Origin of the sequence: Pseudomonas sp. UBA6323, assembly GCF_002439135.1 — a bacterium.
Taxonomy (GTDB): domain Bacteria; phylum Pseudomonadota; class Gammaproteobacteria; order Pseudomonadales; family Pseudomonadaceae; genus Aquipseudomonas.
Genome location: NZ_DJSX01000002.1, coordinates 91,754 through 114,053, shown reverse-complemented (window position 1 = coordinate 114,053; position 22,300 = coordinate 91,754). Strand labels below are relative to the sequence as shown.

Sequence of the window (22,300 nt, the reverse complement as noted above, 5' to 3'; positions counted from 1 at the left end):
TTGCATCGACACGCGTGTAACCAAGTGTGTTTAACGATAATTCAATACATGACGTTGCCTTGATAGTTATGGATAATCGGCCGTTATGCTTGTGCCGACAACGACTTAGCTGATCCGTTGTGGTGCATGGAATATCACCGTCAGTGGGTTACGACTCCAGTTTTTATTTGGGTCGCCCGACCTGACGTGCCTGCATAAAGGGGTTTTTTCGATGGCGCTTGCGCTGATTGTCGCCTTGCCATTTCTGGGCTTGTTTCTGCCGGTGCTTGCCGAGCGGCTTGGACGCTCGGCCTGCGCCGCGGCCGCGGCTCTTGCGCCCGTGGTGGCGCTGGTGCTGCTGTTCAATCATCAGTCAGCGGTGTTCGCCGGTGAGGTGCTGCGGGTCAAGCTGGAGTGGCTGCCGCATCTGGGCCTGAATCTCAGCCTGCGCCTCGATGGCCTCGGCTTCCTGTTCGCCTTGCTGATTCTTGGCATCGGTCTGCTGGTCATCCTCTACGCCCGCTATTACCTGGCCAAGACCGAGCCGATGGGGCGTTTCTTCGCCTTTCTGCTGCTGTTCATGGGCGCCATGCTCGGTGTGGTGCTGTCGGAAAACCTGCTGCTGATGCTGATGTTCTGGGAGCTGACCAGCCTGTCGTCGTTCCTGTTGATCGGCTTCTGGGGTTCGCGTTCCGAGGCGCGCAAAGGCGCGCGCATGGCGCTGGCGATCACCGGCGGCGGTGGCCTGGCACTGCTCGCTGGCATCCTCCTGATCGGCCATATCGCCGGTAGCTTCGAGCTGTCGCAGGTGCTGGCCGCCGGTTATGCCATCCGTGCGCATGAGCTGTATCCGGTGGCGCTGGTGCTGGTGCTGCTGGGCGTGTTCACCAAGTCGGCGCAGTTCCCGTTCCACTTCTGGCTGCCGCACGCCATGGCTGCGCCAACGCCGGTATCGGCCTATCTGCACTCGGCGACCATGGTCAAGGCCGGGGTATTCCTGCTGGCGCGTCTGTACCCGGCACTGGCCGGTTCCGAGTGGTGGTTCTACATGGTCAGCCTGACCGGTCTGGCCACGCTGCTGGTGGGCGCGTGCATGGCGCTGTTCCAGCATGACCTCAAGGGCCTGCTGGCTTATTCGACCATCAGCCACCTGGGCCTGATCACCCTGCTGTTCGGCCTGGATACCCGCCTGGCCGCGGTGGCGGCGGTGTTCCATATCATCAACCACGCCACCTTCAAGGCCTCGCTGTTCATGGCCGCCGGCATCATCGATCACGAAACCGGTAGCCGCGACATGCGGCTCATCAACGGGCTGTGGAAGTACATGCCGCATACGGCGGTGCTGGCGATGGTGGCCGCGTCGGCCATGGCAGGTGTGCCGTTGCTCAACGGCTTCCTGAGCAAGGAAATGTTCTTCACCGAAACCCTGCACCAGCACCTGCTGGGCGGTTTCAACTGGGTGATTCCCGCAGCCGCGACCCTGGCTGGCGTGTTTTCGGTGGCCTATTCGCTGCGTTTCATCCACGACGTGTTCTTCAACGGCAAGCCGGTCGATCTGCCCAAATACCCGCCGCACGAACCGCCGCGTTACATGAAGGTACCGGTGGAGGTGCTGGTATTCCTCTGCCTGCTGGTGGGCGTGGTGCCGGCCTACACGGTGGCGCCGCTGCTCGCCGCCGCTGCCGCTTCGACGCTGGGCGGCGAATTGCCCGAGTACAGCCTGGCCATCTGGCACGGCTTCAATCTGCCACTGATGATGAGCTTCATCGCCCTGTTCGGCGGGATTCTCGTTTATGCCTGTCGCAAGCCACTGTTCCGTTGGTATGAAGGTTTACCGAATCTGGACGCCAAGGACGCCTTCGATCAGGTGGTGCGTTACTCGACCCGCCTGGCTGTGCGCATCACCAAATTGCTGGAAAGTGGCTCGCTGCAGCGCTACCTGGCCTGGATGCTTGGCAGTGCCCTGACTCTAGTGGTGTTCGCTCTGTCGCCGCTGGAACAGCTGACCGGCAGCGTGGCCATGACGCCGATCGATCCGCTGACCGTCACCGGCATGCTGATTCTGATGGTGACCGCAGTGCTCACCGTGGTCTTTCATCGTCGCCGCCTGGTGGCCCTGATAATCCTCAGCGCCGCCGGCCTGATGGTGGCCCTGGCCTTCGCCCGCTTCTCCGCTCCGGATCTGGCGCTGACCCAGCTGTCGGTGGAGGTGGTGACCATCATCTTGCTGATACTCATTCTGTACTTCATGAACGACCGCACCCCGGCCGAGTCCAGCAGCCTGCGCGGTTTGCGCGACCTGGTCCTGGCGCTGGGCAGCGGTACCATGGTGGCGATGCTGACCTACGCCGTGCTCACCCGTCCTTATCAGAGCATCTCGTCGTTCTTCCTCGAGAACAGCGTCTCCGGCGGTGGCGGTACCAATGTGGTCAACGTCATCCTGGTGGATTTCCGCGGCTTCGATACCCTAGGCGAGATCACCGTGCTGGCCATCGCTGCCATCGGCATCTATGCACTGCTGCATGGTCTGCGCCTGCCGCATACGACCCACGACAAGAACGGTCGGCCGTGGTCGACCGATGCTCATCCGATGATCCTCGACAACCTGGCGCGCGCCATGCTGCCGATGGCGCTGCTGATTTCGGCGTTCATCTTCCTGCGTGGTCACAACCTGCCGGGCGGCGGCTTCATCGCCGGTCTGATCACCTCGGTGGCGTTGATCCTGCAGTACATCTCGCACGGCGTGATCTGGACCCAGCAGCGCCTGAGGTTCAGCTATCACGCCACTGCCGGCTGGGGCGTGCTGATCGCCGGGCTGACCGGTCTCGGCAGCTGGGCGTTCGGCTCGCCGTTCCTGACCTCGGCGTTCGGCCATTTCCATATTCCGCTGGTCGGCGAAATCGAACTGGCGACCGCGATCCTCTTCGATCTCGGGGTGTACCTGGCTGTCGTCGGCGCGACCCTGCTGATTCTTTCCAACATCGGCCATGTCAGTCAGGACGAGTCGTGCAAGGAGGTCATCTGATATGGAGGCAGTATTCGCAATCACCCTCGGGGTGCTGACTGCCAGCGGCGTCTATCTGTTGCTGCGGGCACGGATCTTCCCGGTGGTGATGGGGCTGACCCTGATCTCCTACGCGGTCAACCTGTTCATCTTCGCCATGGGCCGTCTCGGTACCGGCGTGCCAGCGGTGATCGGCAAGAGCGCCGAGTACGGTGATCCGCTGCCGCAGGCGCTGGTGCTGACCGCGATCGTCATCGGCTTTGCCATGACCGCATTCGTCGTGGTGCTGGCCCTGCGCGGGCTGGGTGAGCTGAAAACCGATCACGTCGATGGCGAGGAGCCGCGCGCATGAGTCACGCCATCATCCTCCCCATTCTTCTGCCGCTGTTCTTCGGCGCGCTGCTGCTGGTCGGTCACGGTTGGTCGCGCGAGATCAGACGAGGCATTTCCCTGGTGGGCTGCCTGGCGCTGCTGCCAGTGGGGATATATCTGGTGACGCTGGCCGGGGCAGGGCAGCTGCAGGTTTACGCCCTTGGCAACTGGACGGCGCCGTTCGGCATCATGCTGCTGCTCGACCGCTTCAACGCGGCACTGCTATTGGTTACTGCGCTGTTGGCCAGCCTGGCGCTGATCTACGCCTGCCGTGGCGACGACGAGCGCGGGCCAAACTTCCATGCGTTGTTCCAGTTCCAGCTGCTGGGCATCAACGGTGCCTTCCTGACTGCGGACCTGTTCAACCTGTTCGTGTTCTTCGAGGTTCTGCTGATTTCTTCCTATGCGCTGTTGCTGCACGGCAACCGCGCCAATCAGGTCAGAGCCGGCGTGCATTACGTGGTGCTCAACCTGCTGGGCTCATCGTTCTTCCTGATCGGCGTCAGCCTGCTATACGGTCTGACCGGGACTCTGAACATGCCGGACCTGGCCGCGCGCGTAGCCAGCGTTGATGTTGCCGATGCGCCGCTGATCAAGGCCGCCGCCTACCTGCTGCTGATCGTTTTCGGCCTCAAGGCCGCCGTGTTGCCGCTGTGCTTCTGGCTGCCGCGCGCCTACGCCGCGGCGCCCGCTTCGGTGGCCGCCTTGTTCGCCATCATGACCAAGGTCGGTTTCTACGCCATCGTCCGCGTTTTCACCCTGGTGTTTGGCGAACAGGCCGGGCCGCTGGCCCATCTCGGCCATGAGTTGCTCTGGTGGCTGGCGTTGCCGACCATCGCCTTTGGCGTCATTGGTGCCCTGGGTGCACGTCAGCTGCAGGCGCTGCTGGCTTATCTGGTGGTGGTTTCGGTGGGTACCCTGTTGGCCGGCTTCGCCATTGGCAATGCCGCGGCGCTGAGTGCTGCGCTCTACTACATGCTGCACAGCACGCTGATCAGCGGTGCGCTGTTCCTGCTCGCCGGCCTGGTGGTCGCCCAGCGTGACAGCGCAGACGGTGATCTGCAGCAGGAGCGTGTACTGCGTCAGCCGCTGTTGCTGGGCTGCATGTTCTTCTTCGCATCCATCTCCATCGCCGGGCTGCCGCCGTTCTCCGGCTTCCTCGGCAAGATGTCGCTGCTGCGCGCGGCCGAGCCGGGTTGGCAGGCCTGGAGTCTGTGGCCGGTGGTGCTGATCGGCGGCTTGCTGACCCTGGTTGCGCTGAGCCGTGCCGGTACCAGTCTGTTCTGGCTGGGCCACGGCGCGGACGCAGCACCGTCCAAAGCCGAGCCGGCTGATCGCATCAGCTTGCTGGCTACGCTGGGCCTTTTGCTGGCCAGCCCGCTGCTGCTGATCGCCGCCAAGCCGATCCTGGCGTACCTGGAGGCGGCAGCGGCGCAACTGCTGGATCTGCAACCCTATCTGTCGATCATTGCCGGAGGTGCGGCATGAGACGTTTCTTCCCTCACCCGCGGATGATGCTGGTTCTGATGGTGCTCTGGCTGCTGCTGGTCAACACCCTCAATCTGGGGCATATCCTGCTCGGGGCGTTTCTTGCCTGGTCCATCGTACATCTGTGCGGCGACTTCCTGCTGCACGTGCCCAGGGTGCGCAAGCCGCTGCTGCTGCTGCTGTTCATTGGCAAGGTGTTCTACGACATCGTGGTGGCCAACCTGCAGGTGGTAAAGCTGGTATTGGGCCCGAAATCGCGCCTGGAGCCGGCATTCGTCGAGGTACCGGTAGAGATCCAGGATGAGTTCGTCCTGTCGACCCTGGCCTGCATCATCTCGCTGACCCCTGGTACGGTCTCTGCCAGTCTCAGCTCCGATCACAAGACGCTGCTGGTGCACGGGCTCGACGTGCCGGACCGCGACGAGCTGGTCGCGGCCGTCAAGAGCCGTTATGAAACGCCGCTGCTGGAGATTTTCGAATGCTCGAGAACGTAGTCTTCCTGTGCATGGGCATCCTCACGCTGGCGATGCTACTCAACGTCGCGCGCCTGGTCGAAGGGCCGAGCGTGGTCGACCGGGTCCTGGCCCTGGATACCCTATACATCAACGCGCTGGCGCTAATCATGCTGTTCGGCATCTGGCTGGCATCGGATCTGTTCTTCGAAGCCGCACTGCTGATCGCGGTGATGGGCTTCGTCGGCACGGTCGCGGTGGGTAAACACCTGCTGCACGGCGACATCATCGATTAAGGGGAAATGACCATGCCGTTCTGGCTGGAACTGTTGATTTGCGCCTGCCTGATCCTGGGTAGCCTGTTCGCCCTGGTCGGCGCCATCGGCCTGTATCGCCTGCCGGACTTCTTCACCCGTCTGCATGGTCCGACCAAGGCCACCACGCTGGGGGTGGGCGGTACGCTGATCGCCTCGATGCTGTTTTTCGCCCACCACACCGGCAGCCTCAGCCTGCACGAGCTACTGATCACGCTGTTTTTGTTCCTCACTGCACCGGTTAGCGCACATATCCTGTCCAAGGCGGCAATGCAGAAGAAGCTCGAACTGTTCGAGCGGACCCGTGGCCAGCCGTGGGACGATGATCACTGATCCACTGTCAGGCATTTCTCGCGCCTGGCTGTAACTGTCGCCAGGCGATCGCCCACCCTAGACTGCATCCTTTAAGCAAAGGACGCGCTGCGTCAGGGGAGTCAGGAGCATGAGCGAGCTGGTCATCCGTCAGGCCGGTGCCGAGGATATCGAGGCGCTCTGCGCGCTGATTCTCGAACACGGGCCCAATCCCTGGAATCATCTGCCCGAAGTCGAGGTTCGCCAGCACCTGCAGGGTATTGCGACGAGCGCGACGCTGGCCGTTTTGGCCGAGGAGCGGGGGCAGCTGCTGGGGGTGGTCAGCTATCGCCTTACCCGGGATTTTGCCGCTCAGCAACCTGCCGCCCGTGCCGAGCAGCTGCATGGCTATATCTGCGAGGCGGTGGTGCATCGCGATTGCACCGGTCGCGGACTGGGCGCTCATCTGCTCACGGCGGCAGTGCAGGATCTCTGGCGACTGGGTGTGCGCGATGTCTATATCGATCGCCACGAAGAGAACGCCGCCTCGGCAGGCATGATGCGCAAGGCCGGTTTCGCAGAGTTGCTGACCTATGCCGACCCGGACCGGCGCCCCAATGGTTCGGGGCGCACGACGCTGTGCTGCATCCGCCGTGATGACGATTGACGGGGCGGTGGCTGCTTCAGGATCGCGAATGAACTCGCGCCTACAGAAGGCGCCCGGTGTTGCGGCACGCGCGTGACCGGTGGGAGCGGATTTATCCGCGAAGAAGGCTGGCGCGTTCGCCCGAATCGCGAATAAATTCGCTTCTACAGAAAAGCCGCGTGTGGGTGCTGCGGACTGGTAGGAGCGGATTTATCCGCGAAAAAGGCGGGCACATTTACCCGAATCGCGAATAAATTCGCTCCTACAGAAAAAGCCGCGTGTTGGTGCGGCGGACTGGTAGGAACGATTTATCCGCGATAAGTCCAGGCACGCTCGCCAGCTTGGCGAATCAGGGACCTGGAAGCCGGCCCCTTCGCGCGCAGGCTTAGCGATTCAACCCAAGCATGTCCCTGGCTACCGCTTCGGCCACACGGATGCCGTCGACCCCGGCTGAAAGAATGCCGCCGGCGTAGCCCGCGCCTTCGCCGGCGGGGTACAGACCCTTGAGGTTCAGGCTTTGCAGGTCGTCGCCACGGGTGATGCGCACCGGCGAGGAGGTGCGCGTTTCGATGCCAGTGAGCACCGCATCGGCCAGGTCGAAACCCTTGATCTGCTTGCCGAAGGCCGGCAGCGCCTCGCGGATGGCTTCGATGGCGAAGTCCGGCAGCGAGGGCGCCAGATCGCCCAGTTTCACCCCCGGCTTGTAGGAAGGCTGCACCTCACCCAGGGCAGTGGACGGCGTGCCCTTGATGAAGTCGCCGACCAGTTGCCCGGGCGCCTCGTAGTTGCGTCCGCCGAGCACGTAGGCGTGGGACTCCAGGCGCTCCTGCAGCTCCACGCCGGCCAGCGGGCCGCCCGGGTAGTCCTGCTCGGGGGTGATGCCGACGACGATACCGGCGTTGGCGTTGCGCTCGTTGCGCGAGTACTGGCTCATGCCGTTGGTGACCACGCGCTCCGGTTCGGAGGTCGCGGCGACCACGGTGCCGCCCGGGCACATGCAGAAACTGTAGACCGAGCGGCCGTTGCTGGCGTGGTGCACAAGCTTGTAGTCGGCGGCGCCGAGCTTCGGATGGCCGGCGTACTTGCCCAGGCGCGCGCGGTCTATCAGCGATTGCGGATGCTCGATGCGGAAACCCACCGAGAAGGGCTTGGCTTCCAGGTACACGCCACGGGCATGGAGCATGCGGAAGGTGTCGCGCGAGCTGTGGCCGAGGGCCAGCACCACATGGCGGCTGTTGAGCTGCTCGCCGTTTCCCAGCACCACGCCGGTAAGCTGGCCGTCTTCCATCAGCAGGTCGCTGACGCGCTGCTGGAAGCGTACTTCACCGCCGAGGGCCTTGATCTCCTCGCGCATGGTGGCGACCACGCCGGTGAGGCGGAAGGTGCCGATGTGTGGCTTGCTGACGTAGAGGATCTCGTCCGGCGCACCGGCCTTGACGAACTCTTCCAGCACCTTGCGCCCGTGGTGGTTCGGGTCCTTGATCTGGCTGTACAGCTTGCCATCGGAGAAGGTGCCGGCGCCGCCCTCGCCGAACTGCACGTTGGAGGTCGGGTCGAGCACGTTCTTGCGCCACAGGCCCCAGGTGTCCTTGGTGCGCTGGCGTACTTCCTTGCCACGCTCCAGCACGATGGGACGCAGGCCGGCCTGCGCCAGGATCAGCGCAGCGAAGATGCCGCAGGGGCCGAAACCGACCACGATAGGGCGCTCATCCAGTGGCGCCTCGGCCTTACCGACCGGTTTGTAGGCGATGTCCGGCGCCGGGCCGACATGCTTGTCACCGCTCAGGCGCGTCAGCAGCGCCGCTTCGTTTTTCACTTCGCAATCGATGGTGTAGATGAAAGGCATATCGCCGTACTTCTTGCGCGCATCGTAGCTGCGCTTGAACACGCTGAAGGCCAGCAGGTCGGCATCGGCGATACCCAGGCGCTGGACGATGGCCGGGCGCAGGGCTTCGTCGGCATGGTCTAGGGGAAGTTTCAGTTCGGTCAGACGAAGCATGGCGGTGTCCTGGTTGGCCGGTGGTGATCCGGCAAGGTGAAGAAGGTCGGCGATTGTACGGGATTCGCAGGGCGAAAGGGCGCTGCGTCAGTGGCTGTCCCGGCTCAGATTAGGCCAACCAGGCGCGGGCTGAACCGACGCGCGGTGCTCAGCGTCTTTCCAGTGCGCGACCGCGCGCGAACATCAGGGCGGCGCCGGCCAGGGTTGCCACAGCGGCATAGAGAATCACCGCCTGCGGGCCAAGGCCTTCGATGATCAGTCCGCCGAGTACCGCCCCTGCGGCAATGGCTACCTGGAAGGTCGAGGACAGCAGTGCGCCCGCGCTTTCGGCGTGGTCGGCAGCCGCCCGCGCGTTCCAGACCGAGATCGACACCGGGAAGGCGCCGAAGGCGAAGCCCCACAGAGCGGTCGCCACGAACGCGACGTTCACTTCGGCACCGAATAGCACCAATGCAAGCGCCACGAGGGTGATCAGGAACGAGCAGCTGGCCACCGCCCACGCCGGGCTGCGCGCGGCAACGATGCCTCCGATCAGGTTGCCGAAAAAACCGCAGACACCGAATGCCAGCAGGGTCAGCGACACGGTGGCGACATCCAGGCGCGGTACCTCCTCGAGAAAGGGGCGGATGAAGGTCAGCGCAGCGAAGTGCCCGGAAATGACCAGCAACCCCGTGACGAGGCCGATGACCACCGCGCGACGCGACAATGCGGCCTTGAACGAAGCCAGCCCCGGTGCAGCGGCCGCCGGCAGTCTGGGCAAAGTCAGCATCTGGATCGCCAGCGCCACCACGCCAATACCGGATGCAGCGAGGAAGCTCATGCGCCAGCCCCACAGGTCACCCAGGAAGGCACCTAGCGGAGCGGCGAACACCGTGGCGAAGGAAATGCCCATGAGGATGATCGAGATGGCTTTCGGCACCTTGTCGGGCGGCACCAGGCGCAGGGCCAATGCGGTCATCATGGCCCAGAAGCTGCCAAGGGCGAAGCCCAGCAAGCCGCGTGCGATCAGCAGGACGGTGACGGTCTCGGCGTAGGCCGAAAGGACGCTGGAAAGCACTAGCACCACCATCAAGCCCCAGACGATCTTCTGGCGATCCAGTCGGCCGGAACCCAGCACCACGAGTGGGCCGGCAAATGCCGCGACCACCGCCGTAGCGGTAATGGCCTGGCCCACGACACCGTTGGAGGCGCCCAACTCGGTCGCCATGGGCGTGAGCAGGCTGATCGGCAGGAACTCCGCGGTCACAAGCCCGAAGGCACCGAGGGCGAGCGACACGACGGCCCACCATGCGGCGGGCGAGGCGCCGGATTGGTCGGCGGCCGTTGAGGCGGAATGAGACATGTAGAAATCCTTGGTGTACGTCTCGCGCCGGGGCTCAGATGAGCGGCCCTGCCGCGAGCGACCCCGCGGTCGTCAGACGTGCAAGGTGTCGCACCCCTAGTTCGGCGGGGCCATTTGTCCGGCTTGCCGATGCTGTGCACCGGTATCGCGAGGTTCAGTTGCGCAGGGCACCGAAGTGCGCGCAGCCGCGCAGCACCTGGCCATCGAGACGCAGTTCGGCACTGAGGTGATTGACCGCGCCGCTCATGCCGTCGACGCAACGCTGCGGGGCGACCCAAAGATCGAGGCGCTGGCCGTTGGCCTCGCTGCTGAAGTTGAGGCGGCCGTCCGGCATCTGTTCTTCCAGGTAGGGCAGGGCCAGCGGCTCGTGATCGGGGCGGTTGAGTACCAGCCCCTTGCTGCCGACCTCCAGCTGCCAGAACGGTTCGTTGCCACTGGCGCGCAGGGCCAGGCGCTTGAAGTTGAGGTCGTCGCAGCCGTGTCCTTCACCTTGCAGGCGATAGATCTGGCTGACCTCGAAGCGACCGTCGTTGCCTTTGCCCTGGCTGCCGCCCAGGTGGCCGGCGAGGTCGGCGAACAGGCTGGCCTGGCCATCGCTGCCGAGTTGCGTGACTTCCCGCTCGATACCGGTGCTATCACCATCGACCAGCACGAAGCGGCGCTGCTCCTGGCAGGGCATGAAAACCAGCTGGCCATTCTCGACCTGTACCTGACCCTGCAGGCGGGTGGCCGCAGGCGGCCCTTCCGGTTTGCCGGTGTAGACCTGGCAGGCGGCCAGAAGCGGGAGTAGGGCGACGCTGGTGAGCAGGGAGCGGGTGATGGACATGGGTCTCTCCAGATACGAGCGGCCACCATAGCCACAGCGCGCCCCTGGCTCAAGCCGTTTGCTTTGACTGAGCCTGGCGAGTGCGGCCTAATTCGCCCGTCCGGTCCGATCGAGCAGCCTCTGCAATGCCCAGCCCCCTCATGCGTCCCAGCACCCTTCATTTGCCACAGGGCGATTGGGCCACGGTACTCGATTGCCTGTGCGATCACTTTCCCGCCATCGATCGCGCCACCTGGTTGCAGCGTATGGCGCGCGGTCGGGTACTGGATGCCGGTGGTGCACCCATCGATGCCACGCACCCCTATCAGGTTGGGCTCAAGGTGCGCTATTTCCGTGAGGTGGCGAACGAGACGCCGATACCCTTCGTCGAACAGGTGCTATGGCAGGACGAGCACCTGCTGGTCGCCGACAAGCCGCATTTTCTGCCGGTGATGCCGGCGGGTGAGTATGTCGAGCAGACCCTGCTGGCGCGCCTGATCAAGCGCACCGGTAATCCCGACCTGGTGCCGATCCACCGCATCGACCGGCTGACGGCCGGTCTGGTGTTGTTCTCGGTCAACCCATCCAGCCGCGGCCAGTATCAGGCACTGTTTCGCCAGCGCGCGGTGGAAAAACGCTACGAGGCCATCGCTCCTGCGCTGCCGCAGTTGCAGTTTCCCTACCTGCACCGTTCGCGCATGGTCGATGGCGAGCCCTTCTTTCGCATGCAGGAAGTCGCGGGCGAGGCCAACAGCGAAACCCGAATCGAGGTGCTGGAGCGACGCGGCGAACTGTGGCGTTACGGCTTGTCGCCGGTAACCGGGCGCAAGCATCAGCTGCGCGTGCATCTGGCCGGGCTCGGCGCGCCGATCGTCGGTGATGATTTCTACCCCGAGCTGCACGACAGTCGCGGCCAGCCGGATGACTATGACAAGCCGCTCAAGCTGCTGGCGCGTGGTCTGCGTTTCGTTGATCCAGTCAGCGGCCACCTGCGCGAGTTCGAGAGCGAACTGCAGTTGCAGTGGTAGCCCTGGTGCGCACGGCGCACCCCACGGCTGTGGGAGGGGCTTCAGCCGCGAGCTTTTTCCTTGTCACATAGCCAGGCGTGCAAAAAAAGCCCGCACATGGCGGGCTAAGCGTGGCTCTTGCACCAGAGCTTGAATAAGGGTTCGGCGAGGAACATCACCAGAAACAGCCGCAGCACCTGCAGGGCGGTGACCAGTGCCACTGACAGTTGCAACGCTTCGGCGGTCAGGCAGAGCTCGGTGATACCGCCGGGCATCATGCCCAGCATCAGCGACAGGTGATCTTCGCCGGCCAGCCAGCCGAGCATCTCGCCGAGACCCGCAGCGGCGAGCATGGCCAGCAGGGTGAACAGCAGCACGCGGGCGAGAAAACCCGGCGCGCTGCGGAAGAACGCGCGGTCGAAGTGGCAGCCCAGGGCGCTGCCGATCAGCCACTGGCCGAGTTGGCCCATGCCATGCGGCATGCCCAGGTGCAGGTCGAAGCTGGCGCTGGCCACGGCGCAGGCGATCAGCGGGCCGAGCATCCAGGGGTTGGGTTGTTTCAGGCGCCCCCACAGCGCTGCCAGCACCGCGCCGGCGGCGAGCAGGCCGATCAGCCAGGTCCAATCCACCGGTGCACGCGGCGGTGCGCTGGCATCGGGCAGGCCCCAGGTGAACAGCGCCGGAATCAGCAGCACCACCAGCAGCAGGCGTAGGCTGTGTGCCGCCGCGACGCGCGCGGGCTGCGCATCGTGGCGCAGGGCCAAGTTGACCATCTCGCTGGCGCCGCCAGGCATGCTGGCGAAGAAGGCGGTCGCGCGGTCGACGCCGGCGCGGCGCAGGATGGCGATACCGATCAGGCTGAGCAGGAGCGTGCCGAAGGCACCCATGATGATGACTGGCAGATGGCTCAGCACCTGTTCCAGCACCTCGCTGGTGAAGTGCAGGCCGATACCGCTGGCCACCAGCCACTGGCCGGCCTTGCGCCCGCCCGGCAGTTCACTGAAGGGGCGGTCGGTCAGGCAGCGCACGGCGATCACCGCCAGCAGGGATCCGACCATCCACGGCAAAGGCCAGCCGGCGAGGCTGGCCAGGTAGCCGCCGACCACTCCGGCCAGCGGCGTCACCCAGAGATCACGCGGCAGCGGCATCGGCCCCGGCCTTGATCTGCTTGCGGCGGCGTATCCAGCGGATGCCCGGCAGGGCCAGCATCAGCACCACCAATGCCCACAGCACCAGAGTGATCGGGCTGCCCCAGAGGATGCCCAGGTCACCGGCGGAAATCGACAGCGCGCGGCGCAGGTTGTCTTCCATAAGCTCGCCGAGCACGAAACCGAGGATCAGCGCCGACAGCGGGAAATCGAGCTTGCGCAGAATGTAGCCGAACACGCCGAGTACGATCATCAGCACCAGGTCGAAGGTGGTGCTGTGCACCGCATAGACACCGACCATGCTGACCACGGTGATCGCCGGTACCAGCACCCAGTTCGGCACGCTGAGCATGCGCGAGAACAGGCCGACCATCGGGATGTTCATAACCAGCAGGATGACGTTGCCGATGAACAGCGAGGCGATCAGGCCCCAGACCACGTCCGGTTGCTGTTCGAACAGCAGCGGGCCGGGGGTGATGTTGTACAGCGTCAGCGCGCCGATCATCACCGCTGTGGTGCCCGAACCCGGTACGCCGAGGGTCAGCATGGGGATCAGCGAGCCGCAGGCCGAGGCGTTGTTGGCCGCTTCCGGAGCGGCCAGGCCGCGCAGGTCGCCGTCACCGAAGCGGCCCTTGTTGCCGGCCAGACGCTTCTCGGTCATATAGGTCATGGCGCTGGCGATGGTTGCGCCGGCACCGGGCAGGGTGCCGATGACGAAGCCTGCCAGGGCGCTGCGGATCATGGTCCAGAAGCTCAGGCAGAACTCCTTGAAGTTGAACAGCAGGCGGCCGCTGGCCTTCACCGCTTTCTGGCCGCCGTGGGTCTTTTCCAGCATCAGGAGAATTTCGCTGACGCTGAAGAAGCCGATCACCACGATGACGAACTGGATGCCATCGGACAGGCTGACGCTGTCGAAGGTGAAGCGATACACCCCGGTGGTCGAGTCCACCCCCACCGTGGCCAGGGCCAGGCCGATCAGCGCGGCCATCAGGGTCTTGACCGGCTTGTCGCCGACCATGCCGCCGAGGCAGGCGATGGCGAACACCATCAGCACGAAATATTCGGCAGGGCCGAAGGCCACCGCCCATTTCGCCAGCAGCGGGGCGAACAGCACCACGCCGCAGGTGGCGATGATGCTGCCGATGAAGGAGCTGACGGCGGACAGCGAAAGGGCGATGCCGGCCTTGCCCTGACGGGCCAGCGGGTAGCCGTCGAGGGTGGTCATGATGGCCGCGGCGTCGCCCGGCACGTTGAGCAGGATGGCGGAGATACGGCCGCCGTACTCGCAGCCCAGGTACACGGCAGCGAGCAGAATCAGTGCGGTTTCCGGCGGCAGGCCGAGGGCGAACGCCAGCGGCAGCAGCAGCGCCACGCCGTTGATAGGGCCGAGGCCCGGCAGCAGGCCGACCACGGTGCCGACGAAGGCGCCGAACAGCGCCACCAGCAGGTTGGTCGGTCGGGTCGCGACGTCGAAGCCCTGCATGAGGAAGTTAAGGGTTTCCATTTCAGCTCTCCACGAAGGCTTCAAGCAGGCCGAGCGGCAGGGGCACGTCCAGCAGCAGATCGAACAATACGTACAGCAGCACACCCATCAGCACCGCGCTGATCGCGCAGGGCAAAAGGCGGCCGGTGAACAGCAGACCGAGGGCGAAGGTGGCCAGGGCGGTGCTGATGACGAAGCCGAGCGGCTCGAAGGTCAGGGCATAGGCCAGCAGTGCCACCACGCACAGCGCGCTGCGCAGCGCGGTCGGAATGTCCAGGCGTTGCTCGAGCATCCCGGGCTTGTAGATCAGCCACAGGCTGCCGGCGCCCATCAGGGCCAGCAGCAGCAGCGGATAGGCGCGCGGGCCGACCGGGTCGTAGGCGAAGGGCGCCTGGAAACCCCAGGCAATGACAGCGAGCCAGGCGCACAGCAGCAGCCAGATCGCGGAGAACAGGCGAACGTACATGGAGATTTACCTCAGGAGCGCCGGCCACCGGATGGTGGCCGAGCGCGGATTACGCAGGAGAGTTACTGGACCAGGCCGAACTCGCCGGCCAGCGCCTTGTATTCCTGCACTTGCTCGAGGACGAAGGCGTTGAGCTCGTCGCCGGTGAGCGACAGGGGGAACAGGTCACGTTGCTCGCGCAGCGCAGCGAAGTCGTCACGAGCCAGCATCTGCTCGAACTGCTGCTGCCACCAGGCGAACTGCTCGTCGCTGACCTGCGGCCCCATGTAGAAACCACGGATTACCGGCCAGCTGATGTCGAAACCCTGTTCCTTGGCGGTGGGGATACCGGCCAGCTTGCCCGGCAGACGCTCGTCGGACAGTACGGCGAGGATGCGCACCTTGCCGGCGGCCAGTTGCGGGGTGACTTCGCCGAGGCCGCTGGAGGTGACCTGCACGTGGCCGCCGAGCATGGCAGTAAGGGTTTCGCCGCCGCCTTCGAAGGCCACGTAGCGCAGCGACTGCGGGTCGATACCGGCTGCGCGGGCGATCAGCGCGGTTTGCATCCAGTCCTGGCCGCCAATGGTCGCGCCAGCGCCGAAGACCACGCTGGTCGGGTCCTTCTTCAGAGCTTCGACCAGCTCGTTGAGGTTCTTCCACGGGGCGTCTTCACGCACGGTGATGGCGCCGTAGTCGGTGCCGATGGCGGCCAGCCAGCGCACGGCGTTCTCGTCGTAGCGGCCGAATTTGCCCTGGGCCAGGTTGAGCAGCGAGCCGGAGGAGAAGGCGGTGATGGTGCCCGGGTCCTTGGCGCGCTGGGCGACCACGGCGTTGTAGGCCACGGCGCCAACGCCGCCGGGCATGTAGGTGACGCGCATCGGCGCCTTGAGCAGGCCGGTATCCTTCAGGCCGCTCTGGGCCAGCTTGCAGGTCAGGTCGAAGCCGCCACCGGGTTTGGCCGGGGCGATGCATTCGGGGCGCTTGGGTTCGGCAGCCAGCAGTTGGCCGGCAAAGGCAAGGCAGGCGGTTGCCAGCGCGGCGCGGGTCAGGACGGATTTCATGACGGTGATTCCTCGCGAGTCTTGTTGTTGTTTACCAGATTGGCAGCGTGTAGCCGACGATGACGCGGTTCTCGTCCGCATCGCGGGCGAAGTCGGAGCGGAAACTGGCGTTGCGTACCCGTACGTAAAGGTCCTTGAGCGGGCCGCTCTGGACAACGTACTTGAATTCGATATCGCGCTCCCATTCGCCGCCACGCTCGTCGGAGCCGGCGATGCGCGCGTCGTCACCGCGGATGTAGCGGGTCATGAAGGTCAGGCCGGGAACGCCGATGCCGGCGAAGTTGTAGTCGTAGCGAGCCTGCCAGGAACGCTCGTCGGCGTTGGCGAAATCGTTGATCTGCACGAAGTTGATCAGGAACGGATCGCTGCCGTCGATGTAGGCGAAGCCGGTGTCGCCGCTCATGTCCTGGAAGCCCAGGCCAACCTTGTGGTTGCCCAGGCCGTAGCTGACCATGGCATTAATGGCGCGGTTATCGACCTTGCCGGCCTCGGCGGCGCCGCTGTCGCTGCTGTAGATCAGGCGCAGGTCGCTGCTCAGGGTGCCGGTACCAACCTTGTGGCTGCTCAGCAGGCCGAGAAAATGCTGGCGATAGATGTCGTCCAGATCGGCGAAATAGTAACGGCCGGTGAAACCGGGCGCGAATTTGTAATCGACACCAGCCAGGTCCAGGTGGTCAGCGCTGACGCCACCGGCAAAGCGACGGTTCTTGCTGTTGAGCACCATGTCTTCTTCGTTGGTGGAGGCGCGGTCGATGACCTTGTCCAGGCGGCCGCCGGTGAAGGTCAGGCCTTCGAGTTCGGAAGAGGTCAGCAGGCCGCCCTCGAACACCTGCGGCAGCAGGCGGCTGTCGCTGGCCTTGACCACCGGCAGTTCCGGCACGTGGGAGCCGTAGCGCAGTTCGGTGGCGGAGACCTTGACCTTGGCGGTCAGGCCCAGGCGGCTGAACTCGTCGGCGGAGCGCCCGTCGTCGTGAACGGGCAACAGGTCGGTGCCGGTGCGGCCGCGACCCGAATCGAGCTTGATACCGAGCAGGCCCATGGCGTCGAGGCCGAAGCCCACGGTGCCTTCGGTGTAGCCCGATTGCAGGTCGAGGCGAAAACCCTGACCCCATTCTTCGCGCTTGTTCTGGCCGGAGCCTTCGCGGAAGTCACGGTTGAGGTAGATATTGGTGGCAGTGAGGCTGGCGGTGCTGTCTTCGATGAAGGCGGCGTTGGCGAGGGGGGCAGCGCCGGTGGCGGCGATTGCCAGGCAGAGCAGGCGGACAGTCGGCAGGGCCTGGCGTGAGGCTGCGAGCATCATGTGGTCTCCATTTTTGTTCTTGTCGCCACCTGGCACCACTGCCAGGTCGCTTGAGCAGGTGGATCGAGCCACCTTTGATCGATGCTATGAGGGCAAGCTTTCGCTAGGCTTTCATGGTGAAAAGTTTTTCAGCGTTACCAGCGCAGGGCTGCGCGGATACCGTTTCGTTTGCCGCTTTGGCATTTGAGCAATTCACAGCAGGCGTAGCGGCGCTAAACTGCGCGCCTTTAACGATGCTGCAGTTGGAGGTAGCGGTGCGGATTCTGCTGGTCGAAGACCATCCGCAATTGGCGGAAAGCGTGGCCCAGGCGTTGAAAGGCGCAGGCTGGACGGTGGACGTGCTGCACGATGGCGTCACGGCTGATCTGGCGCTTTCCAGCGAGGATTATGCGCTGGCGATTCTCGATATCGGCCTGCCACGGCTGGACGGTTTCGCCGTGCTGGCGCGTCTGCGCGACCGTGGCCAGACCCTGCCGGTGCTGATGCTGACCGCACGTGGCGAGGTCAAGGACCGCGTGCACGGGCTCAACCTCGGCGCCGATGACTACCTGGCGAAGCCCTTCGAATTGACCGAGCTGGAAGCGCGGGTCAAGGCCCTGCTGCGGCGCAGCGTGCTCGGCGGCGAGCAATTGCAGCGCTGTGGCGATCTGGTCTACGACCTCGGCGCTCGCCGTTTCAGCCTCGGTGGCGAGGCCCTTAGCCTCACCGCCCGTGAGCAGGCGGTGCTGGAGGCGATGATCGCCAGGCCTGGCCGGGTGATGAGCAAGGAGCAACTGGCGGCGCAGGTGTTCGGTCTGGACGAGGACGCCAGCCCGGATGCCATCGAGATCTACATTCATCGCCTGCGCAAAAAACTCGAAGGCAGCGCCGTGCGTATCGTCACCTTCCGCGGTCTCGGCTACCTGCTGGAGGCGGTCGAGGCATGAACCGTGGCGTCAGCCTGCGCGGGCGTCTGCTGCGGCGTCTGGCACTGCTGCTGTCGCTGATCCTGCTATTGAGCAGCTTCAGTGCCTACTGGAGTGCCCGCCGTGCAGCGGATACGGCCTATGACCGCACGCTGCTGGCGTCGGCGCGGGCCGTGGCCGATGGACTGTATACCGAGGATGGCCGGCTGCGCGCGAATATCCCTTACGTAGCGCTGGATACCTTCGCCTACGACAGCGCCGGGCGCATCTACTACCAGGTGCTCGATCTGCAGGGCAATCAGGTCTCCGGTTACGAGGACCTGCCGCCAGCGCCGCCGGGTACGCCGCGCACCGATGACTATCCGGCACTGGCGCATTTCTACGATGCCCAGTACCGCAATCAGGGTGTCCGCGTGGTCAGTCTGCTGCAGCCGGTCAGCGAGCCACAGCTCAATGGCATTGCCGAAATCCGCGTGGCGGAAACCCAGGGCGCGCGTGAGCGTATGGCCCGTGAGCTGCTGATCGGCACCCTGTGGCGCATGGGTCTGCTTTCGGTCAGCGCATTGTTGCTGGTGTGGTTGGCGGTGAACCTGGCCTTGCGCCCGCTGGAGGCGCTGCGCCGGGAAGTGGCCGAACGGGCCAGTGATGACCTGCAGCCGCTGCCGGACGGGGGGCTGCCACGTGAGGTGCTGCCGCTGGTGGAAACGCTCAACCAGTTCAACGAGCGCTTGCAGAGGTTGTTCGAGCGTCAGTCGCAGTTCATTGCCGACGCGGCCCATGAGTTGCGTACGCCGCTGGCGGCGCTCAAGGCGCGCATTGCTCTGGGTTTGCGTGCCGAGCAACCCGAGGAGTGGCGCAACACGCTGGAACAGGCGGCGCAGCAGGGGGACCGCCTCACCTTGCTGGCCAATCAGCTGCTGTCCCTGGCGCGTATCGAAAGTGGCGCACGGGCCATTACCGAAGGGGGCGCGCAGCGTATAGACCTCAGCCAGCTGGCCCGCGAACTGGGTCTGGCCATGGCGCCCCTGGCTCACGCCCGTGGCGTTGCGCTGGCGCTGGAGGCTGAGCAGCCGGTGTGGATCGATGGCGAGCCAACGCTGCTCAATGAGTTGTTGAGCAATTTGTTGGATAACGCGCTGGCGCATACACCGGCCGGTGGCAATCTGATCATCCGCGCCTTGGCGCCAGCCGTGCTGGAGGTCGAAGATGACGGCCCGGGCATTCCCGAAGCCGAGCACGAGAAGGTTTTCGAGCGCTTCTACAGGCGCAGCAATCTGGGCAATGGTGCGGGCCTTGGTTTGGCCATCGTCGGTGAGATCTGCCGCGCCCATCAGGCCAGAATCAGCCTGCATCAGGCGCAGCCGCACGGCCTGCGGGTGCGCGTTGAATTTCCGCTATCAGTGGCTGAGGCTTAGCGGTTGCTGAATCTCCATCAGGTACTGGGAAACCTTGCCGCTGTCGCGCAGTTGCTTAAGGCCGAGGTTGAAGCGCTGCATCAGCTCGACATTGCCAGGCACGTTGCGCGACAGCAGCAGATACATGCTGGCGCTGTGCAGCGGCTTGGGGTGAAAGCTCAGGCGCTGGCGCTCGGTGGCAGTGAACTTTCGGTGCAGCAGGTCGAAGCCTACCACCTTGTCGACCGGAAACAGGTCGATGCGCCCGGCGAGCAATTGACGTAGACCCTGTTCATCGCTGGTCAGGCGCACCACCTGGAGTTCACCGGCCGCTTCGGCGCGGCGAAAGGCGTCGCCGTGATCATAGCCACGTGTCACGGCGATGCGCAGGCCGCGCAGGTCCTTGATGTCGCGCCAGTCGAAGGCGAAATCCTTGCGATAAAACAGGTGATAGCCGCTTTCGATTACCGCGTCGCTGATGAGAAAGTGCTCTGCGCGCTCAGGGCTGTAGAACCAGACGGCGCTGCCTGGGCGCAGGCCCTGCTCAGCAATTTTCAGAGAGCGCGCCCAGGGATGAAACTCCCATTGCACGTCGATGCCCTGCAGCGCGAATGCCTCGGCGATGATGCGTGACGCGACACCCTGGTGGGGCAGGCTTTCGCCCTGATAGGGTGGCCATTCGCCGTTGGTAAGACGCACTTGCTCGGCAGCCTGGACGCTGCCGAACAACAGGACGAGCAGGACAAATGCATAACGCATGGCTCTACTTCCTCAGGCGATCGACTTGAGTGTAGAGGCATTTTGTCACCTACATCCCTGTAGATCACCCTTCGGGCCGTCGCGCAGCGACGTCAAAAATTGTTCCCGACAATTTTCTTGCCATCCCTGGCGAGATGTATTTATTGCAGCATGCTCATTGCTGCTTCCATCGCAGCCGACATGTCTTCGTCGGCCTGCATATCAACCTGCGGGTCCAGGCCGAGCTTGGCGAACGCTGGTACCTTGCTCCAGTCGAGCTGGGTGTAGGGGTGCTCGCTGCCCAGGTAGCTCTGCAGAGTGGCGACCTGGACGATGTCGACGTAGTCGACCTTGGCCGAGTTGCGGCTGAAGTCCAGATATTGGCTGGGCACGACGGCGATGGGCTCTGGGAACTCCCAGGTACGCAGGATCTTGTCGCCGATGATCGGATGGATCTGCTCGATCACGTGGTTGAGGCTGATGGAGTCGGCCAGCAGCTCGTTGTGTTCTTCGGCATAGGTGAGAATCGGCAGCACGCCGATCTGGTGCACCAGGCCGGCGAGAGTGGCCTGGTCCGGCATCAGGCGCGTGTAGTGGCGGCACAGCACATGGCAGATACCGGCAATTTCAGTGCTCTTGTTCCACACTTCGCGCATTTTGCGATCAACCACGTCGCTGGTGGCCTGGAACATCTGCTCCATGGCCAGCCCGGTGGCCAGGTTGCAGGTGTAGTTGATGCCCAGGCGGCTGACTGCCATCTGCAGGTCGGTGATCTCCTTGCTGCTGCGCAGCAGTGGGCTGTTGACCACCTTGATGATGCGCGCGGTGAGGGCAGCATCGTTGCCGATCACCTTGCTGATCTGTGGGATGCCCACGTTGGGGTCTTCCGCGGCTTCGCGAACCTTCAGCGCCACTTCGGGCAGGGTGGGTAGCACCAGCTCATCGTTTTCGATGGCATGGATCAGTTCCTGTTGGACTTTTTCAGCAAGCTTGCTCATTAAAGGCTCTCTATAGGCGGCCCGATGCGGCGGCGCCAGGACGTTAATCAGCGCTGGATTTCCTTGTCGGCATCCAGCTGGTAAGGCAGATCGAGCAGGGTCAGCGCCGGGCCATCACTGCTGCCGAGATGAATGCGGCCGTCGTTCACGGCGTCTTCCTGAAGCACGGCGAGCAGTTCGATGGCATCGCCGGCCTGGGCCGCGAGCACCACTTCGCCGACGCTGGAGCCATGCACCGGGGAGAACAATTCATCGCCGACGGCCGGTAGTGCTTCGGCGACCAGGCGCAGGCGCTGCAGGCGGCGCTTGAGTTTGCCCAGGTACTGCATGCGCGCGACGATCTCCTGCCCGGTGTAGCAGCCCTTCTTGAAACTCACGCCGCCCAGGGCCTGCAGGTTGATCATCTGTGGGATGAACAGCTCACGCGTGGCGCCGAACACCTGGCCTACACCCGCGCGTACCTGAGCCAGCAGCCAGTCGTTCAGAGGTGCTCGCGGCAGCAGGGCGGCGAGGCGGTCTCGCAATTGCTCCGCCTCGGTGGCCGGAGCCCACAACTCGGCACGACCATCGCTCAGGCGTATGGCAATCAACTGCCCCGCGCTGGTGATGGCGTCGCTGGCAGCTCCCAGTTGCAGGCCGAGTTCGCTGAGCACGGCGTCGCCGCCGGCCAGGCCAAAGCGGACCCAGGCGGCGCTTTCATCGCTGAGCTTGGATTTGGAGAACACCGCGTATTTCTGCAGGTCGGCCTGCTGCGACTCGATCAGCTCGCGGGCCATGGCCAGCAGGTAGCCGTCGTCCACCGGGACGATGCGAAAGCTCGACAGCATGCGGCCCTTGGGCGTGCAGCGAGCGCCGAGGCTCGATTGGCTGGCACTCAGGTAATTGAGGTTGCAGGTCACTTGGCCCTGCAGGAACTTGGCCGCGTCCGCGCCGCGCACGGCGAGCAGGCCTTCGTGATCGAGGAGGGTGAAGTAAGCGCTATCGGCCATGATCGGAATCGGTTTGGCTGGGAAAGACGACATGATAAGAGCGGCTACAGGCAGCAGGCTACAGGCGGCAGGCAAAAAGCGGAAAAGCGCCGGGTGTATCTGGTCATTGAGCCGGATACTGCCTGCAGCTGCTGTTATAC

21 protein-coding genes are annotated in these 22,300 nt (G+C 64.3%); 10 read left to right on the top strand and 11 right to left on the bottom strand.

Features of this window, described 5'->3' with window-relative positions; all coding sequences use genetic code 11:
• The first annotated feature begins 211 nt into the window (after positions 1–211).
• The 7 genes from B3P22_RS00715 (at position 212) to B3P22_RS00685 (ending at position 6,567) form a co-directional block, all read left to right on the top strand.
• On the top strand, positions 212–3,004 hold the full coding sequence (locus tag B3P22_RS00715) for a monovalent cation/H+ antiporter subunit A (RefSeq protein ID WP_296269484.1): 2,793 nt from the start codon (positions 212–214) through the stop codon (positions 3,002–3,004).
• 1 nt (position 3,005) lies between these two features.
• Positions 3,006–3,335, top strand: coding sequence for a Na+/H+ antiporter subunit C (locus tag B3P22_RS00710; RefSeq protein ID WP_024307413.1), 330 nt, complete (start codon positions 3,006–3,008; stop codon positions 3,333–3,335).
• Positions 3,332–4,843: a monovalent cation/H+ antiporter subunit D gene (locus tag B3P22_RS00705; protein ID WP_296269483.1), complete on the top strand. Its 1,512-nt coding sequence runs from the start codon at positions 3,332–3,334 to the stop codon at positions 4,841–4,843. Before B3P22_RS00710 ends, B3P22_RS00705 begins: the two co-directional genes overlap by 4 nt.
• Positions 4,840–5,337 (top strand): Na+/H+ antiporter subunit E, encoded by a 498-nt coding sequence (locus B3P22_RS00700; RefSeq protein WP_296269482.1) that lies wholly within the window; start codon positions 4,840–4,842, stop codon positions 5,335–5,337. The genes B3P22_RS00705 and B3P22_RS00700 overlap by 4 nt, the downstream gene beginning before the upstream one ends.
• Positions 5,322–5,591 (top strand): K+/H+ antiporter subunit F, encoded by a 270-nt coding sequence (locus B3P22_RS00695; protein WP_161864383.1) that lies wholly within the window; start codon positions 5,322–5,324, stop codon positions 5,589–5,591. The genes B3P22_RS00700 and B3P22_RS00695 overlap by 16 nt, the downstream gene beginning before the upstream one ends.
• Before the next feature lie 12 nt (positions 5,592–5,603).
• Positions 5,604–5,942: a Na+/H+ antiporter subunit G gene (locus B3P22_RS00690; RefSeq protein ID WP_197855296.1), complete on the top strand. Its 339-nt coding sequence runs from the start codon at positions 5,604–5,606 to the stop codon at positions 5,940–5,942.
• 109 nt (positions 5,943–6,051) lie between these two features.
• Complete coding sequence (locus tag B3P22_RS00685; protein ID WP_296269481.1) at positions 6,052–6,567, top strand: GNAT family N-acetyltransferase; 516 nt, start codon at positions 6,052–6,054, stop codon at positions 6,565–6,567.
• 364 nt (positions 6,568–6,931) lie between these two features.
• Here the strand turns inward: B3P22_RS00685 and B3P22_RS00680 are convergent, their stop codons facing one another.
• The 3 genes from B3P22_RS00680 to B3P22_RS00670 form a co-directional block, all read right to left on the bottom strand.
• The gene (locus B3P22_RS00680) at positions 6,932–8,545 is read right to left on the bottom strand and encodes an NAD(P)/FAD-dependent oxidoreductase (protein ID WP_296269480.1); all 1,614 of its coding nucleotides are present in this window, start codon (positions 8,543–8,545) and stop codon (positions 6,932–6,934) included.
• Positions 8,546–8,693: 148 nt separating this feature from the next.
• Positions 8,694–9,887, bottom strand: coding sequence for an MFS transporter (locus B3P22_RS00675; protein WP_296269479.1), 1,194 nt, complete (start codon positions 9,885–9,887; stop codon positions 8,694–8,696).
• Between the two features lie 154 nt (positions 9,888–10,041).
• Positions 10,042–10,713 (bottom strand): COG3650 family protein, encoded by a 672-nt coding sequence (locus tag B3P22_RS00670; RefSeq protein WP_296269478.1) that lies wholly within the window; start codon positions 10,711–10,713, stop codon positions 10,042–10,044.
• Positions 10,714–10,838: 125 nt separating this feature from the next.
• Between B3P22_RS00670 and B3P22_RS00665 the strand changes: the two genes are divergently transcribed.
• On the top strand, positions 10,839–11,720 hold the full coding sequence (locus B3P22_RS00665) for an RluA family pseudouridine synthase (protein WP_296269477.1): 882 nt from the start codon (positions 10,839–10,841) through the stop codon (positions 11,718–11,720).
• Between the two features lie 104 nt (positions 11,721–11,824).
• Here the strand turns inward: B3P22_RS00665 and B3P22_RS00660 are convergent, their stop codons facing one another.
• The 5 genes from B3P22_RS00660 to B3P22_RS00640 form a co-directional block, all read right to left on the bottom strand.
• Entirely contained in the window at positions 11,825–12,847 is a 1,023-nt protein-coding gene (locus B3P22_RS00660; protein ID WP_296269476.1) for an AbrB family transcriptional regulator, read from the bottom strand.
• Positions 12,831–14,351 (bottom strand): tripartite tricarboxylate transporter permease, encoded by a 1,521-nt coding sequence (locus B3P22_RS00655; protein WP_197856053.1) that lies wholly within the window; start codon positions 14,349–14,351, stop codon positions 12,831–12,833. The genes B3P22_RS00660 and B3P22_RS00655 overlap by 17 nt, the downstream gene beginning before the upstream one ends.
• Position 14,352: 1 nt before the next feature.
• Entirely contained in the window at positions 14,353–14,796 is a 444-nt protein-coding gene (locus tag B3P22_RS00650) for a tripartite tricarboxylate transporter TctB family protein (protein ID WP_296269475.1), read from the bottom strand.
• A 62-nt stretch (positions 14,797–14,858) separates the two neighbouring features.
• On the bottom strand, positions 14,859–15,836 hold the full coding sequence (locus tag B3P22_RS00645; RefSeq protein ID WP_296269474.1) for a Bug family tripartite tricarboxylate transporter substrate binding protein: 978 nt from the start codon (positions 15,834–15,836) through the stop codon (positions 14,859–14,861).
• Between the two features lie 31 nt (positions 15,837–15,867).
• Complete coding sequence (locus B3P22_RS00640; protein ID WP_296269519.1) at positions 15,868–17,133, bottom strand: OprD family porin; 1,266 nt, start codon at positions 17,131–17,133, stop codon at positions 15,868–15,870.
• Positions 17,134–17,390: 257 nt separating this feature from the next.
• Between B3P22_RS00640 and B3P22_RS00635 the strand changes: the two genes are divergently transcribed.
• Positions 17,391–18,062, top strand: a complete 672-nt coding sequence (locus tag B3P22_RS00635) for a response regulator (RefSeq protein ID WP_197856049.1) — start codon at positions 17,391–17,393, stop codon at positions 18,060–18,062.
• Positions 18,059–19,456, top strand: coding sequence for a sensor histidine kinase (locus tag B3P22_RS00630; protein ID WP_296269473.1), 1,398 nt, complete (start codon positions 18,059–18,061; stop codon positions 19,454–19,456). Before B3P22_RS00635 ends, B3P22_RS00630 begins: the two co-directional genes overlap by 4 nt.
• On the opposite strand, the gene B3P22_RS00625 is transcribed toward B3P22_RS00630, so the two are convergent.
• The 3 genes from B3P22_RS00625 to B3P22_RS00615 all read right to left on the bottom strand — a co-directional run bounded on the left by B3P22_RS00625 (position 19,439) and on the right by B3P22_RS00615 (position 22,160).
• On the bottom strand, positions 19,439–20,194 hold the full coding sequence (locus B3P22_RS00625) for a substrate-binding periplasmic protein (RefSeq protein WP_296269472.1): 756 nt from the start codon (positions 20,192–20,194) through the stop codon (positions 19,439–19,441). The genes B3P22_RS00630 and B3P22_RS00625 overlap by 18 nt on opposite strands.
• A gap of 140 nt (positions 20,195–20,334) precedes the next feature.
• Complete coding sequence (locus B3P22_RS00620; RefSeq protein WP_197856046.1) at positions 20,335–21,171, bottom strand: HDOD domain-containing protein; 837 nt, start codon at positions 21,169–21,171, stop codon at positions 20,335–20,337.
• Positions 21,172–21,218: 47 nt separating this feature from the next.
• A complete protein-coding gene (locus tag B3P22_RS00615; RefSeq protein WP_296269471.1) occupies positions 21,219–22,160 on the bottom strand; it encodes a YgfZ/GcvT domain-containing protein in 942 nt (313 codons plus the stop codon).
• Positions 22,161–22,300: the final 140 nt, after the last annotated feature.

What these genes read in the sequence shown, in the direction of transcription:
- B3P22_RS00715 (WP_296269484.1), top strand. Translation starts at nt 212, where the DNA reads ATGGCGCTTGCGCTGATTGTCGCCTTGCCATTTCTGGGCTTGTTTCTG.
- B3P22_RS00710 (WP_024307413.1), top strand. Translation starts at nt 3,006, where the DNA reads ATGGAGGCAGTATTCGCAATCACCCTCGGGGTGCTGACTGCCAGCGGC.
- B3P22_RS00705 (WP_296269483.1), top strand. Translation starts at nt 3,332, where the DNA reads ATGAGTCACGCCATCATCCTCCCCATTCTTCTGCCGCTGTTCTTCGGC.
- B3P22_RS00700 (WP_296269482.1), top strand. Translation starts at nt 4,840, where the DNA reads ATGAGACGTTTCTTCCCTCACCCGCGGATGATGCTGGTTCTGATGGTG.
- B3P22_RS00695 (WP_161864383.1), top strand. Translation starts at nt 5,322, where the DNA reads ATGCTCGAGAACGTAGTCTTCCTGTGCATGGGCATCCTCACGCTGGCG.
- B3P22_RS00690 (WP_197855296.1), top strand. Translation starts at nt 5,604, where the DNA reads ATGCCGTTCTGGCTGGAACTGTTGATTTGCGCCTGCCTGATCCTGGGT.
- B3P22_RS00685 (WP_296269481.1), top strand. Translation starts at nt 6,052, where the DNA reads ATGAGCGAGCTGGTCATCCGTCAGGCCGGTGCCGAGGATATCGAGGCG.
- B3P22_RS00680 (WP_296269480.1), bottom strand. Translation starts at nt 8,545, where the DNA reads ATGCTTCGTCTGACCGAACTGAAACTTCCCCTAGACCATGCCGACGAA.
- B3P22_RS00675 (WP_296269479.1), bottom strand. Translation starts at nt 9,887, where the DNA reads ATGTCTCATTCCGCCTCAACGGCCGCCGACCAATCCGGCGCCTCGCCC.
- B3P22_RS00670 (WP_296269478.1), bottom strand. Translation starts at nt 10,713, where the DNA reads ATGTCCATCACCCGCTCCCTGCTCACCAGCGTCGCCCTACTCCCGCTT.
- B3P22_RS00665 (WP_296269477.1), top strand. Translation starts at nt 10,839, where the DNA reads ATGCCCAGCCCCCTCATGCGTCCCAGCACCCTTCATTTGCCACAGGGC.
- B3P22_RS00660 (WP_296269476.1), bottom strand. Translation starts at nt 12,847, where the DNA reads ATGCCGCTGCCGCGTGATCTCTGGGTGACGCCGCTGGCCGGAGTGGTC.
- B3P22_RS00655 (WP_197856053.1), bottom strand. Translation starts at nt 14,351, where the DNA reads ATGGAAACCCTTAACTTCCTCATGCAGGGCTTCGACGTCGCGACCCGA.
- B3P22_RS00650 (WP_296269475.1), bottom strand. Translation starts at nt 14,796, where the DNA reads ATGTACGTTCGCCTGTTCTCCGCGATCTGGCTGCTGCTGTGCGCCTGG.
- B3P22_RS00645 (WP_296269474.1), bottom strand. Translation starts at nt 15,836, where the DNA reads ATGAAATCCGTCCTGACCCGCGCCGCGCTGGCAACCGCCTGCCTTGCC.
- B3P22_RS00640 (WP_296269519.1), bottom strand. Translation starts at nt 17,133, where the DNA reads ATGCTCGCAGCCTCACGCCAGGCCCTGCCGACTGTCCGCCTGCTCTGC.
- B3P22_RS00630 (WP_296269473.1), top strand. Translation starts at nt 18,059, where the DNA reads ATGAACCGTGGCGTCAGCCTGCGCGGGCGTCTGCTGCGGCGTCTGGCA.
- B3P22_RS00625 (WP_296269472.1), bottom strand. Translation starts at nt 20,194, where the DNA reads ATGCGTTATGCATTTGTCCTGCTCGTCCTGTTGTTCGGCAGCGTCCAG.
- B3P22_RS00620 (WP_197856046.1), bottom strand. Translation starts at nt 21,171, where the DNA reads ATGAGCAAGCTTGCTGAAAAAGTCCAACAGGAACTGATCCATGCCATC.
- B3P22_RS00615 (WP_296269471.1), bottom strand. Translation starts at nt 22,160, where the DNA reads ATGGCCGATAGCGCTTACTTCACCCTCCTCGATCACGAAGGCCTGCTC.